The 13278-nt window shown below is 63.8% G+C and carries 13 protein-coding genes and 1 tRNA gene; 8 read left to right on the plus strand and 6 right to left on the minus strand.

The window, feature by feature from the left end; translation table 11 throughout:
• Positions 1 to 8 precede the first annotated feature (8 nt).
• Positions 9 to 452, plus strand: coding sequence for a CreA family protein (locus APH34_RS08175; protein ID WP_054900672.1), 444 nt, complete (start codon positions 9 to 11; stop codon positions 450 to 452).
• A gap of 140 nt (positions 453 to 592) precedes the next feature.
• Here the strand turns inward: APH34_RS08175 and mksF are convergent, their stop codons facing one another.
• From mksF to mksB, 3 genes are read right to left on the minus strand one after another with little or no spacing between them, the layout of a single operon-like run.
• A complete protein-coding gene (gene mksF, locus APH34_RS08180; RefSeq protein ID WP_054900673.1) occupies positions 593 to 3421 on the minus strand; it encodes an Mks condensin complex protein MksF in 2829 nt (942 codons plus the stop codon).
• Complete coding sequence (gene mksE / locus APH34_RS08185) at positions 3418 to 4125, minus strand: Mks condensin complex protein MksE (protein WP_054900674.1); 708 nt, start codon at positions 4123 to 4125, stop codon at positions 3418 to 3420. Before mksE ends, mksF begins: the two co-directional genes overlap by 4 nt.
• On the minus strand, positions 4115 to 5392 hold the full coding sequence (gene mksB / locus APH34_RS08190) for an Mks condensin complex protein MksB (RefSeq protein WP_054900675.1): 1278 nt from the start codon (positions 5390 to 5392) through the stop codon (positions 4115 to 4117). The genes mksE and mksB overlap by 11 nt, the downstream gene beginning before the upstream one ends.
• Before the next feature lie 242 nt (positions 5393 to 5634).
• On the opposite strand from mksB, the gene APH34_RS08195 reads away from it, so the two are divergent.
• The 3 genes from APH34_RS08195 to APH34_RS08205 all read left to right on the plus strand — a co-directional run bounded on the left by APH34_RS08195 (position 5635) and on the right by APH34_RS08205 (position 7593).
• A complete protein-coding gene (locus APH34_RS08195) occupies positions 5635 to 6423 on the plus strand; it encodes a hypothetical protein (protein WP_054900676.1) in 789 nt (262 codons plus the stop codon).
• Positions 6420 to 6875 (plus strand): ribosomal protein S18-alanine N-acetyltransferase, encoded by a 456-nt coding sequence (rimI, locus tag APH34_RS08200; RefSeq protein WP_046616794.1) that lies wholly within the window; start codon positions 6420 to 6422, stop codon positions 6873 to 6875. The genes APH34_RS08195 and rimI overlap by 4 nt, the downstream gene beginning before the upstream one ends.
• A gap of 136 nt (positions 6876 to 7011) precedes the next feature.
• On the plus strand, positions 7012 to 7593 hold the full coding sequence (locus APH34_RS08205) for a D-Ala-D-Ala carboxypeptidase family metallohydrolase (protein ID WP_177337016.1): 582 nt from the start codon (positions 7012 to 7014) through the stop codon (positions 7591 to 7593).
• On the opposite strand, the gene APH34_RS08210 is transcribed toward APH34_RS08205, so the two are convergent.
• Positions 7533 to 8447: a LysR substrate-binding domain-containing protein gene (locus APH34_RS08210; RefSeq protein WP_054900678.1), complete on the minus strand. Its 915-nt coding sequence runs from the start codon at positions 8445 to 8447 to the stop codon at positions 7533 to 7535. The genes APH34_RS08205 and APH34_RS08210 overlap by 61 nt on opposite strands.
• A gap of 149 nt (positions 8448 to 8596) precedes the next feature.
• Here APH34_RS08210 and APH34_RS08215 point away from each other — a divergent pair, with 149 nt between their 5' ends.
• Positions 8597 to 9208, plus strand: coding sequence for a LysE family translocator (locus tag APH34_RS08215; protein ID WP_054900679.1), 612 nt, complete (start codon positions 8597 to 8599; stop codon positions 9206 to 9208).
• A 69-nt stretch (positions 9209 to 9277) separates the two neighbouring features.
• On the opposite strand, the gene APH34_RS08220 is transcribed toward APH34_RS08215, so the two are convergent.
• Positions 9278 to 9354: transfer RNA gene (locus APH34_RS08220), tRNA-Met, on the minus strand.
• 95 nt (positions 9355 to 9449) lie between these two features.
• Entirely contained in the window at positions 9450 to 10382 is a 933-nt protein-coding gene (locus APH34_RS08225; protein ID WP_256215541.1) for a FecR domain-containing protein, read from the minus strand.
• A gap of 178 nt (positions 10383 to 10560) precedes the next feature.
• On the opposite strand from APH34_RS08225, the gene APH34_RS08230 reads away from it, so the two are divergent.
• The 3 genes from APH34_RS08230 to APH34_RS08235 all read left to right on the plus strand — a co-directional run bounded on the left by APH34_RS08230 (position 10561) and on the right by APH34_RS08235 (position 13259).
• Positions 10561 to 11772, plus strand: coding sequence for an MFS transporter (locus APH34_RS08230; protein ID WP_054900681.1), 1212 nt, complete (start codon positions 10561 to 10563; stop codon positions 11770 to 11772).
• Between the two features lie 97 nt (positions 11773 to 11869).
• Positions 11870 to 12013 (plus strand): hypothetical protein, encoded by a 144-nt coding sequence (locus APH34_RS29520; protein ID WP_176513487.1) that lies wholly within the window; start codon positions 11870 to 11872, stop codon positions 12011 to 12013.
• Between the two features lie 85 nt (positions 12014 to 12098).
• Positions 12099 to 13259 (plus strand): MFS transporter, encoded by a 1161-nt coding sequence (locus APH34_RS08235; RefSeq protein ID WP_054900682.1) that lies wholly within the window; start codon positions 12099 to 12101, stop codon positions 13257 to 13259.
• Positions 13260 to 13278: the final 19 nt, after the last annotated feature.

Genomic DNA, 13278 nt, shown 5'->3' on the forward strand with positions numbered 1-13278 from the left:
TGAAAAGGATGATTGCCGTGGCGGCGCTGGCGCTGCCGATGCTGGCTGGGGCGGAAGAAATCGGCCGGGTGTCGACTGTATTCAAGTTCGTCGGGCCGAACGACCGCATCGTGGTCGAGGCCTTTGACGACCCCAAGGTCGAGGGCGTGACCTGCTACCTGTCGCGTGCCAAGACGGGCGGTGTGAAAGGCGGCCTGGGGCTGGCCGAGGACCGTGCGGAGGCGTCGATTGCCTGCCGCCAGGTTGGGCCGATCAGCTTCAAGGGTGAATTGAAGGACGGCGATGAAGTGTTCAAGGAGCGCACCTCGCTGGTGTTCAAGACCATGCAGGTGGTGCGCTTTCTCGACAAGAAGCGCAATACGCTGGTGTATCTGGTGTACAGCGACCGCATGATCGAAGGCAGCCCGCAGAATGCGGTGACGGCGATCCCGATCCTACCTTGGGCACATTGATGTAATCGGGAGGCCTTTGGCCTCCAATCGCTGGCAAGCCAGCTCCCACAGGGTTACCACTGCTCTTGAGGGCTGTGGAGATCCCTGTAGGCGCCGGCTTGTCGGCGAAAGGGCCGCAAAGCGGCCCCAATACCCCACTATCAGGCCAACGCCTCGGCCTGATCCTTCACAACTGCCTTTTCTACATCCCGGCGGCTGATGTACTTCCAGTCCGCCTCGTCGATGTAGATGCCATTCGGTCCGCTACCGCCTTCCAGGTCGATCGCCACATGTGCCGATACCTGCGGCTTCACGCTCGCCAGAATCGGCACGAAGCCCAGTTGCAGGCTGGTCTCCAGCAGCGCAGCCTGGTTGCGTTCGTCGATGTCCGCCGCCTCGTCGAGGTAGTACGGCAGGCGAATGCGCCCGGCCAGGTCGCGGTCCATCAGGTGCAGCAACAGGTACATGTTGGTCAGCGCCTTGATGGTCATGGTCGTGCCGTTGGACGCGGCGCCGTCGATGTCGGCGTGGATCACCGGCTGGCTGTTGATCTTGGTGATCTCGAAGGCCAGTTCGAACAGGTCCTTCAAGCCCAGCTGGTTGTGGTTGGCCGCCACCAGCCGTGCCAGGTACTCCTTGGCCTCTTCGTTCTTGTGATCCTGCTCGGCGCTTTGTGTCAGGTCGAATACCGACAGGGTCTCGCCTTCTTCGTACTGGCCGGCGCTGTGGATGATCTGGTCGATGTGCTTGAGCGCTTCCTTGTTCGGCGCCAGCACCACGCGGAAGCTCTCCAGGTTGGAGACTTGGCGCTTGTTGATCTCGCGGTTGAACAGGGCCAACTGATGCTCGAGGCTGTCGTAGTCGCTGCGGATGTTGCGCAGGGTCCGGGCGATGTCGGTGACCGCGGCGCGGCGAGCCTTGGCCAGGGTCAGCGCTTCGTCGGTGCGGTGTGCATAGGCGTTGACCAGCAGTTGCAGGCGGCGCTCCATGTCGTCTTCGCTGTCGAACTTGGCCACGCCCTTGAGGCGTACCTGGGCGTACAGCGCTTCGATCTGGTTGTCGACGCGTTGCAGGCCCTGCCAGCTGTCCTGGTAATCGTTGAGAAGCGGCAACAGGTTGTCCATGGAGTCGTCGACCGCTTCCATGAACGGTGTGCCGAAGGGCAGGTCGGCAGGCAGCAGCTGGCGGCGGCGCAGGGCGTCTTCCAGGGTGCGCTGCTTGGCTTCCAGGTCGGCGATCTGCCGGCCGACCAGTTGCAGCTTGGCCGACAGCTGCTGGACGCGCTCGGTGAACGCATCGCTGGAGCGCTTGAGTTCATCCTGGGCGGCTTCCAGTTGCGCTAGCTGTTCCATTTTTTCCGGCTCTTCAGCCGTCAGGGTTTCGCTGCGACGATAGTCTTCCAGGGCCTTCTGCGCATCCAGTACCTGTTGGTACAGCGCTTCGGTCTGGGCCTTGGAGGCTGTGCGGTCGGCGGCCACCGACTGCTGGGTCCTGAGCTGTTTGAGCTCGCGCTCCAGGCGGTCCTTCTGGTCGCGCAGGGCGGCGCGGTCGGCCAGGGCCTGCAGCGCTGGCGGATCGATGTGCGAAATGTCGATGGAGATGCCCGGCGCCTCGAAGCGCTCGCCCTTGAAACCATCGAGCACGGCTTCCAGCGACTTCACCCACAGGTCGCTGTCGTCCAGCTCGATGCCACGCTCGCCCAGTGGCAGGCTGAACAGCGCGCCATTGAACAGGCGCATCAGGCGGTCGACATCCTGTTGCGAGAACTCTTCACGCAGGCGGGCGTAGCTGTTGTTGTCGGCATGGTCGAGCTGCTGCTTGACCTGCTTCAGGCGTTTTTCCAAGTCACGTACGCGCTCGTCCAGGTCTTCAGCGCTGAACTGACGCGACTGGGCCAGGGCGCCGGCCAGTTCGTCGTGGGCGTCCTTGGCGGCCAGCAGTTGCTGCTCCAGCACCTTGACGTCATCGACCAGGGCAAAGCGGTGCTTGAGCACCGACAGCTCGCCGAGCCAGCGCTGGATGCCGGTGATCTCGCGCTCCAGGCGCATGAGCTCCTGGGTGCCGCCACGCTGGTCGTTTTGCAGGCGGTCTTGCTCGCCACGGTAGTGCTCGGCCTGGATCACCAGCTCTTCCTTGCGCGCCATGGCGTATTCCTGCCAGGTACCCAGCAGGTTGTCGAGCAGGGGCGAAAGGCGGTGCAGTTTGCCGCGCAGGATGTCGCGCTGGGCCACGCCACCGGCCAGGGCCTCGACCAGCGGGCCAGCGGCAACCAGGGCGTTGTAGTCCTGCTCCATGCGGCGCACATCGCGGAAGGCTTCTTCGCAGGCGGCGATGTAGTCGACGCTGCCCGAGCGCAGGCTGTGCTCGAAGGCGTCGAGGAACAGCTGCTTGAGCTTGGCGGCGGTGATTTCGCGCATGTGCAGCAGGTTGATGAACAGCGCGCGGAAGGTCTTGAGGCTTTGCTCGCTGGTCGAGCGCAGCGGGATCAGGGTCAGGTCCAGTGGTACCGACGTGTGACCGCCCACCAGCAGCCTGCGCAGTTCGTCCGGCTTCAGTTCATAGGCTTTCAGGCCCAGGCGCTCGAGGTTGGTGAACAGTTCCTTCTGGCGCAGGCAGGTGTCGTTCTTCTGGTAGTGGGCCAGGTCCAGCTCGCCTTTGTAAGCGAAGAACTGGTGGCCGAAACCGCCGCCCGGGCCGCGGCCGACCACGCCGATCACATGCGGGCCATGGGGCAGGTTCAGTTCGCAGAGGATGTACGAGGTGTCACTGGCGAAGTAGAAGCGCCGCGACTGCTCCAGGCTGTACTTGCCGAAGCTCATGTCGGACATGCGCGCCAGGATCGGGAACTGCAGGGCGTTGATCGAGGCGGATTTGCCCAGGTTGTTGGCGCCGTAGACCGACAGTGGGTGCTCCAGCGGGAACAGGCCAAGGCTGTAGCCGGCGGTGTTGAGCAATGCGAAGCGGCGGATGCCGTAGCGTTCCTGGCTCATGCGTCAATCTCCTGTTGCTCTTCGCGGATGGCCCGGGCCAGGGCCTGCTCTTCGCTTTCCTCGCCCTCGAACGGGGTGAGGTCGAGCGGGTCCTCGGTGCGTGCCAGCTCTTCGGGGCTTTCTTCCTCGACCAACACCGGGGTCGGCAGGGGCAAGTCGCTGTGCAGGCTGGCGGCCAGGTCGCGGTCCTGCTGCACCGACAGGCACACATCGAGGAAACGGTGCATCGGCGGCAGGAAGCGGTAGATGCCGCCTTCTTCATGGGCGAAGCCAAGCTGGGTCATGCGGCGCATGATCTTTTCTTCCAGCTCGTCGACGGTCTGTACCTCGGCCTGCAGGAACAGGTCACGGTACTTGTCCAGCAGCGAGGGCAGTTCGTCACGGCCGATGCTGCCGCCGTCGAGCACGGCCATGGGGTCGCGGCCCTGGTCGGCGAGGTGCTCGACCAGGATGAAGGTGAACAGCGACAGGCGCTGGGCGGTCTTGTTGACCTGCGCGGCAGCCTGATCGGGGACGAAGTAGTAGAAGCCCCGGGTGTCGCAAACCAGCTCGAAGCCCAGGGCCTTGAACAGGGTGCGGTATTGGTCCTGGAAGTTCGACAACTGGGCGTACAGCTCCGGGTCGCGGCGGCTGACGTGGAAACCCTTGAACAGCTCACGGAAGATCGGCGCGAGCTGGGACAGTTCGGAAAGATCAAGATGCATTGGCTGGGCTCGCGTTGGTTTCAGGTTGCGCTTCGCGGCTGGATGTCAGGGCGAACGAACGCAGGCTGACCAGGTGTTCGTGGGTGATGTACTCGCGGCGTTCGAGGCGCTCGCGCTTGAAGCGCTTCTCCCGCGAGAGGCGCGAGAACCAGTACAGCAGTTCGTCGGTAGCGCCTTCGGGCTCCTGGTCCAGTAGCCAGACCATCAGGTCGGGCAAGGGCAGGGCGTCTTCGCAGCGTTCGAGCATTTCCTTGACGGTGCGCGGCGCGCGCGGCAGCGGGCCTTTGTCGGTCTTGTGCGCCTTGGGGAACCTGGCCGGTTTCGGCTCGAAGCGGGCCAGGGCATAGACGTAGGCCTCGACCTGGCTGGCGCTGCCAAGAAAGGTGCTTTGCGGGCGGGTGAACAACGGCATGGCCGACTGCGGCACGGCGTCGATGCCTTTGCGCCGGATCACCGACAGGGCCAGGGCGGCGCCACGGGTCACGGCATTGTGGCGGCGGGCTTCTTCACGCAGTGGCAGCAGCAGTTCGCGGGCGTGGCGCAGGGTCAACTGGGCACTGGTCTGCATTTCGAGAATGCGGGCGTGGGTGCGCAGCAGCATGTCGTCGTCGACCAGGTGGCCCAGGCGCGCCTGCTCGCCAAGCAGTTTCAGCAGCACGGTTTCGACCTTGCGCACGCCCTGTTCGAAGGCGCCGTCGGCATTGACCAGCTGGATCATCGGCTCGACGTATTCGTCCCAGGTCGCCAGGACTTCGGCATAGCGCTGGCGCAGCGGGATCTGGCGGTTGCTGGTCTTGGCCCGTTCAGCCACGGCCACCAGGGCCTGCTCGTCGTTGTCGAGCTTCTTCAGCACGTCGCGCACGCGCATGTCGAGCAGGCGCAGCTGGCGTGCCAGGTCGTCGCTGTCGCGGTTGTCGAAGGCATCCTGGATATGCCCGGCAAGGCGCTCGAGGTGGCGCAGGTAGGCCTCGATCTCCAGGCACAGGCCCAGGCGGTGCTCGCGGCGCAGGTAGGCGAGGAAGTCGTGGATCTGGGCATTGAGCTCGAAGCGGTTCGGGCTCTTGGCCACCGGCACCAGAATATCCAGGCGGATCCACACGTCGAGCAGCTGGGTGATGTCCTGCGGCGTGCTTTCCACCTGCTGGCGGCCCAGTTGCTGGCGCAGCTCGACCAGGCTCAGGGTGCCTTGGTCGAAACGCTCGCACAGCGGCTCGATCAGGGCCCAGTGTTCGGCTAGGGCGCGCAGGACGCGCTTGGGTTCGATCATTGGCGTCTACTCGTTGCCAAGTAAAAGGGGGCGATTGTACTGCATCCCGGGGGGAGGATTTCACCCCTTGGTCTGTAATGAGCGTTCGCCCTGGTTCTTGATAGGGGTTTTCCCTGGCCCCATGGCAGACTTGCCGGCGATGAGGCCGGTACAGCCAGCAATTTTCTGCCGACCAGTTGCGGCGCTCGTTGGCCAACAGCGTTAGAATGCCCGATTGATTCAACCTCCCGGATACCCGTGCCTTGCTGACCGAGCCCCGCCGACGCGCCTACCTTTCCGCCATGCAAGTGGTGCATTGGCTGCCGCGCGCCGAACTGCCGTTTGCCGCACCGTCGCGCCCCGAGCTGCTGATGCCGCAGGCTCCGGTTGAGGAAGCCGAGTTCGAGACCCGGCCCAGTGCACCGGCTGCCAATGAGGCGCCGGCCGCCCCTCAGGCCCGCTCCGTCGAGCGCCCGAAGATCGAAATCCCGCGCCCAGGCAGCCTACCCAAGCCCGTTGCCAAGCCGGTCGAGGCGCAAGCGGAGGCGCCGGCGCCGCGCCCGGCCCCGGTCCCGCCCCCTCGGTTTGCGCTGCAACTGCTGCGCGCCGGCAGTTGCCTGCTGCTGGTCGAGCTGGCCACCGGCCAACCGTTCCAGAGCCGCGATCCGTCCTACCTGCTACTTAAGGACATGCTGCGCGCCGCCGGCCTGCCCGACGCCCCGCAGATCATCGGCGAGCCGGTGCGCTGGCCGCTGCTGGTGCGCGGCAACATGGACCAGGGCCCGGACGCTGCACGTGATTTTGTCCAGGGCTTCATCCAGGCGCGCCTTGAAGAAGCCGCCTGCACCTGCCTGTGGCTGGTCGGCCTGCCGGCGCTGCGCTTTGCCGCCAATGCCGACGACACAGCCTATTACCGCGTACTGAAGCTCGACGGCCTGGGCGATGCCTGGGCCTTGCCGGGCCTTGAACTGTTGATGGACGAGCCGCAGCGCAAGGCGGACGTCTGGCAAGCGATGCGCCAGCTGATGGCGCGCTGGAAGAGCGTTGAATGAGTGACTCGATCAGTTTCCGCCCGATGACCGAGGCGGATCTGGATGCCGTGCTTAAGATCGAATATGCCGCGTTCAGCCATCCCTGGACCCGCGGGATTTTCCAGGATGCGCTCAAATCCTACGAAGTGTGGTTGATGTTCGATGGCCAGCAGCAGGTGGGCCATGGTGTGATCAATGTGATCATCGACGAGGCGCACCTGCTCAACATTACCGTCAAGCCCGAGAACCAGGGGCGCGGTCTGGGCTTGCGGCTGCTTGAGCACCTGATGGCGCGGGCGTATCAGCTCAATGGGCGGGAGTGCTTCCTGGAAGTGCGGGCAAGCAACCAGTCGGCCTATCGTTTGTACGAGCGGTATGGGTTCAACGAGATCGGTCGCCGGCGGGATTACTACCCGGTGGCTGGCGGGCGGGAAGATGCCTTGGTAATGGCCTGCACCTTGCTCGAAGACTGATATCGCGTTGTCTGTGCCGGCGCCTTTCGCAGATAAACCCGCGCCTCCAGGCACTGCGCTTCACCCGCATGCTTAACTCCTTGTCAGCAGAACCGCCGGGGTGGGCGGGCGTGCGTACTGGAGTGGGGGAGCGGGAATGGGAAGTGCAAAGGGCTGGCTAATGGCGGGCGCGTTGATGGCTGGGGTGACGCACGCCGATGAGCGCGGTCTGTGGATGTTCGCCCAATGGGCTGGGGATCATCAGACTCGGCCGTTTCGCGAAATGCTCGTCGATGCCCGCCTCTATGGCGTAGTGCCGATTCATCAGTTGCTGCGCTCGGCTTCGGACTGGCGGCTGTGCAAGGCGTCTCCCTTCGCCGTTCCCCCCTCTGCCAACTGGCCTGCCGTGCGTTCCACGCTGGCACTGATCAGGACGCTGGATGATCAAGGCATCCTGCGCCAGTTCGAAGTGGTTTCGGCCTACCGTGACCCGAGCCTGAACCGATGTGCGGGCGGGGCGGTGGGCAGCGCCCATACCCGTGCCTTCGCCGTGGATATTTTGTTACCCGCTTGGGCCGACCCCAATCCGTTGTGCCACTTCTGGCAGCAGCACGGCCTGGCCTGGAGCATGGGGTTGGGGCGTTACCCTTCCGGCCGCATCCATGTCGACACCGCGGGCTATCGCACTTGGGGCGGGGATGGCAGTGCTGCTTCGTCGTTCTGCAGCAAGCTTAAGTGAGCAAGGCAGGCCTGGCTTTCACCGATCACCCATTCGGCAAAGCGCTGGCGCTTGCCACCTTCATCCAGCGGCTGCGGGCTCAGCAAGTGATAGGCAGAGCCGTCGCGCAGGAAGCCGAACGGCGCCTGCAGCTGCCCGCTGTCGATTTCGTCGCGCACCATGAGCGCCGAGGCGATGGCCAGGCCGAGGCCCGCGCTGGCTGCCTGCAGCGACAGGTAGAAGTGTTCATAGTCGCTGCGTTGGCTGTGGCGCGCCTGCCGGTTGCTCAGGTGCAACCATGAACGCCAGGCACTGGGCCGGGTACTGCTGTGCAGCAGGCGCTGGCCATCGAGCGTGGTGGCGCCATCACGGTTGACCGGGCCAATCCATTCGTCGCAGATCTTCAGGCTGTGCAGTGCGGGCGGCCAGTGGAAGTCGTCGCGGCGCAGGGCCAGGTCCACGCCGCTGCGGGCGAAGTCCACGGGGCCGCCGGCGGCCACCAGGTGCAGTTGCAGGTCTGGGTGGGCGGCATGAAAGCGCGGCAGGCGCGGTATCAGCCAGCGCATGGCGATGGTCGGTTCGCAGGAGAGCACCAGCACGTTGTCCCGGTCCTGCTGTTGCAAGCGCTGCACGGCGCCTTCGAGTTGTTCGAAGATGGCCTGGGTGGTGCCATGCAGGGCGCGACCGGCCGGGGTGAGGAAGATCGCCCGGTTGCGTCGCTCGAACAGCTCGATGCCCAAGTGTTCTTCGAGCTGGCGTACCTGACGGCTGACTGCACCGTGGGTGACATGCAGCCGTTCGGCGGCGCGCACGAAGCTTTCGGTTTCGGCGGCGATGTTGAAGTAGTGGAAGGCGGTGAGTGGCGGCAGTTTCATAGGTTTGATGTGTCTCAATGCCGGCGGGTAGCCAATCTCTGTGAGAAAACCTAGCGGATTTCATTCACTATAAATCGATTTTTTCCATGATGAGCGGCCTCGATAATACGTGCATCTGTGCGTTTGCATCGCCTATCGAGGATCTCTGCGTGATTGAACTGCTTGCCGTTGCCCTGTTCACCCTCCTGGCCGTCATCAGCCCCGGCGCCGATTTCGCCATGGTCACCCGCAGCAGTTATGCACAGGGCCGCAAGGCGGGACTGGCGGCAGCAGTGGGTATCGCAATGGGCGTGCAGGTCCATGTGCTGTACACGGTGCTGGGCATTGCCGTGATCATTGGCCAGAACCCGACGCTGTTCCTGGCCATGAAAATGCTCGGTGCGGGGTACCTGGTCTATCTGGGCTACCAGTCGTTGACCAACACAACGCGCATCACCCTGGATGAGGGCGTATCAGGTGCGGGGCTGCTGGCTGCACTGCGCACGGGCTTTCTAACCAATGCCCTCAACCCCAAGACCATGCTTTTCGTGGTCAGCGCTTATACTCAGGTAGTCCAGCCCGGCAGCTCCCTGACGCTGAACTTCGCCTATGGCGCGTTCATGTCGTTGGCGCATTGGGCGTGGTTCAGCCTGGTGGCGGTATTCTTTTCCAGTGCAGCGTTGCGCCGGGCAATGATCGAGCGGCAACGCACGGTGGATCGCGTGTTGGGTGTGGTGCTGATTGGGCTCGGTCTGGCGCTGGCGGTGAGCGGCATACGCTGAGAGGAAGGGGTAGAACGTTTCTGCGGGCAAAAGAAAAGGGCCTACCTTGCGGTAAGCCCTTTTCAAGTTTGGTGGCTACACAGGGACTTGAACCCCGGACCCCAGCATTATGAATGCTATGCTCTAACCAACTGAGCTATGTAGCCGATGGCGCGCATTATTCTCTTGTGATGCCCCTGTGTCAACACTCATTTCAAAAAAAATTTACACGCTTTCAAAAACTTAGCGACCGACCCCGGTTCTAGCGCACGATCAGCCACTGCCCGAGTACACCAAATAGCTGCAATTGCTGTTCGGCAGCAAGTGACTCGAGGGTTTCACCCGCGCGGTCGAGGTTGAAGTCGCCCGTCACGCGTCGATAGGCGGCCTTTTCATCCATCCACCACACCCGCCGGCCCTGGAAGCCCGCCAGGCGCTCGATGACTTGCCCCAGAGGCATGTCGGTAGCGACCAGGTGCCCTGTGCGCCAGGTAGCAGCCGTCTTGGCATCGATTTCTTTTACCGGATTGATCCGCGCCTGCGTGAAGGTGACCCGTTCGCCTGCCGACACCATGCGTTGGTCGCTACCCTGCAGGATCATGGCTTTGCCATTAAGCACCACCAACTCGTCATGGTCGGCATGTCGCGCCAACATGAGGCGGGTGCCGAACACCTGAATGCGGGCCTCGTCCACCTGCACCTCCATGGCGCGGCCGTCGAGCATCACCTCCAGGTAGACCTGCCCCTGCACCAGATGTAACAGCCGGGTGCGCCCGCGCAGGTCGACGTTCATCGCACTCGCGCCATCCAGGTGCAGGGTCGAGCCGTCGGCCAGGCGCACGCTGCGCCGTTCGCCTGCATCGGTGTGCAATTCGCTGCCCAGGCGTTGCATCAACGGCCAGAACAGGTAGGCCAGCGCAGCCAGTACCAGCAGAAACAACAAGGCCAGCGCTTTGCCGAGGTGGCTGCGCCGTGCTCGGATCTGGCGCGGGCGAGGGCGCGCTGCCGGCGGTTGGAGTTTTTGCCAACAGGCTTCGAGCTCGGCGTAGGCATGCGCGTTGAGAGGGGCCTGGCACCAGCGGGCGAAGGCCTGGCGTTCGCGCTCATCGCAGCCAGGCTGGCGAAGGCGGGAGAACCATTCCAAGGCTTCCTGCTGAGGATCGGCCTGAATCTGCGTGGCGGGCATCGGGCTCATGGGGATGTACTCGCGAGAGGGCGGTTTCGCCTAACGATTACGGGGCAATGGGTGCGAAGATGCTAAATATATTGAGAACCATTTACAAGTACGTACTGACGGAGGGATAAAAAGGTAGCTATGTATCCATTTGTTTCCTGATAATCGGTGCCCAACCCAGCGGACGGAATCCAAACCCATGGCCACCAGCAGCACCTCCACCGCCAGCACCGGGTCGGCGAGCCAAGCCAACCCGTTGGTGATGCGTATCATCGCCTTTTGCGCCCTGGCGCATCTGATCAATGACCTTATCCAGTCGGTGCTGCCGGCGATCTATCCGATGCTCAAGGCCAACTATGACCTGAGCTTCGCCCAGATCGGCCTGATCACGCTGACGTTCCAGGTCACCGCATCGCTGCTGCAGCCCTGGGTCGGTTTCTTCACCGACCGCCGCCCCGCGCCGAACCTGCTTCCGCTGGGCACGTTGTGCACGCTGGTGGGCATCGTCATGCTGGCCTTCGTCGGCAGCTTCCCGATGATTTTGCTGGCCTCGGCGCTGGTGGGCATCGGCTCATCGACCTTCCACCCGGAAACCTCACGCATTGCGCGCCTGGCTTCGGGCGGGCGGTTTGGCCTGGCACAGTCGACCTTCCAGGTCGGCGGCAACGCCGGTTCCGCCTTTGGCCCCCTGCTGGCGGCCGCCATCGTCATTCCCTTTGGCCAGACCCACGTGGCCTGGTTCGGCGTGGCGGGCCTGTTCTTCTTCGCCGTGACGTTGATGCTGCGCCGCTGGTACAAGGAGCACCTCAACCAGGCCAAGGCGCGCAAGGCGGTACAAGCCACCCATGGCATTTCGCGTCAGCGAGTGATTGCTGCGTTGATCGTGCTGGGCCTGCTGGTGTTCTCCAAGTACTTCTACATGGCCAGTTTCACCAGTTATTTCACCTTCTACCTGATCGAGAAGTTTGGCCTGTCAGTGGCCAGCTCGCAATTGCACCTGTTCCTGTTCCTCGGTGCGGTGGCTGCGGGCACGTTCTTCGGTGGCCCGATCGGTGACCGTATCGGGCGCAAGGCGGTGATCTGGTTCTCGATCCTGGGTGTGGCGCCGTTCACCCTGGTGCTGCCGTACGCCGACCTGTTCTGGACCACAGTCCTGAGCGTGGTGATCGGCTTCATCCTGGCGTCGGCGTTTTCGGCGATTGTGGTGTATGCCCAGGAGCTGGTGCCGGGGAGCGTGGGCATGATTGCCGGGATCTTCTTCGGCCTGATGTTCGGCTTTGGTGGGATTGGCGCGGCGCTGCTGGGGTACCTGGCGGACTTGCGCGGTATCGAGTACGTGTACGGTCTGTGCTCGTTCCTGCCATTGTTCGGGTTGTTGGCGGTGTTTCTGCCCAATACCGGTAAGCGCTGAGCCGGTCGGGGCCGTGCCGCGGCCCCGGCAATTGACGACACACCGGGCATGGCCTAGAGTGCCGCCTCGTTCCCCCACCTGCGTAGTAGCCAAAGCAATGCGCCGTACACAGTCCCTCCCACATGCTCGCCAGCCTGCCCTCCAGGCCATGCGTCGCGCGTGGCCGAGCGATACGGTGCTCAAGCGTCGCCGCAGCGTGCTGTTTGCCTTCACCTTCTCGCCACACCGCATCCTGAACTGACCTGCGCCTCTGCGTCGTCCGCCGTCCCGGCGTGCGCGTGGGCGCCTGTATCTATGCGTCTTTTCAGTTTTGCTGGGAGTGGTACATGAACATGCGTTTGCTGGCGGGCCTTCTGTTCGCCGTGTCGGTCGTTGGCTTCAGCTTGGGGGCCAGCCTGCCGCTGGTATCGTTGCGCCTACATGAGGCCGGGGCGGGTACCCTGGAAATCGGCATCATCTCGGCCATCCCTGCGGCGGGCATGATGCTCTCGGCGTTCATGGTCGACGCCTGCTGCCGGCTGCTGACCCGACGCACCATCTACCTGCTGTGCTTCAGCCTGTGTACCGTCAGCATCGCCTTGCTGGAGTCGGCGTTCAGCTCGATCTGGCTACTGGCTGTGTTGCGCCTTGGCTTGGGGATCGGCATGGGGATCGCGATCATCCTCGGCGAATCGTGGGTCAACGAACTGTGCCCGGACCATAACCGCGGCAAGATCATGGCCCTGTATGCCACCAGCTTCACCGGTTTCCAGGTGCTTGGGCCCGCGATGCTCGCGGTGTTTGGCGCCAACAGCCCGTGGATTACCGGCGTGGTCACGCTCTGTTATGGCCTGGCCCTGCTGTGCATTTTGTTCACGGTGCCCAACGACCGTGTGGCCCATGGCGATGAAGGCGAGAAAAGTTTCGGCCTGGCAGGCTTCTTCCGCGTAGCGCCGGCCCTGTGCGTGGCCGTGCTGTTCTTCTCGTTCTTCGACGCTGTGGTGCTGTCGCTGTTGCCGGTGTATGCCACCAGCCACGGCTTTGCCGTGGGCGTGGCGGCGCTGATGGTGACCGTGGTGTTTGCCGGTGACATGGTGTTCCAACTGCCCCTGGGCTGGTTGGCCGACCGGGTCGAGCGCACCGGGCTGCACCTGGTGTGCGGGCTGGTGGCGATGGCGATCGGTATCGCCTTGCCGTGGCTGCTGCAGATGACTTGGCTGCTGTGGCCTCTACTGGTGGTGCTGGGCGCGGTGGCAGGGGGTATCTACACCCTGGCGCTGGTGCTGATCGGGCAACGGTTCAAGGGCCAGGACCTGGTGACCGCCAATGCCAGCGTCGGCTTGCTGTGGGGTGTGGGCAGTTTGGTCGGGCCGCTGGTCAGCGGTGCGGCGATGGATGTGGCGCCGCACGGCTTGCCGATGGCGCTGGCGATCATGGCTGGGCTGTTCGTGTGCTTTGCGCGGCAGTCGTATCGGCGGGCGGGGAAGCTGCGGGCATTGGCGGACTGAAGACGCTTGTTGCCACTGC

This window comes from Pseudomonas sp. NBRC 111131 (genome assembly GCF_001320525.1).
Lineage (GTDB): Bacteria > Pseudomonadota > Gammaproteobacteria > Pseudomonadales > Pseudomonadaceae > Aquipseudomonas > Aquipseudomonas ceruminis.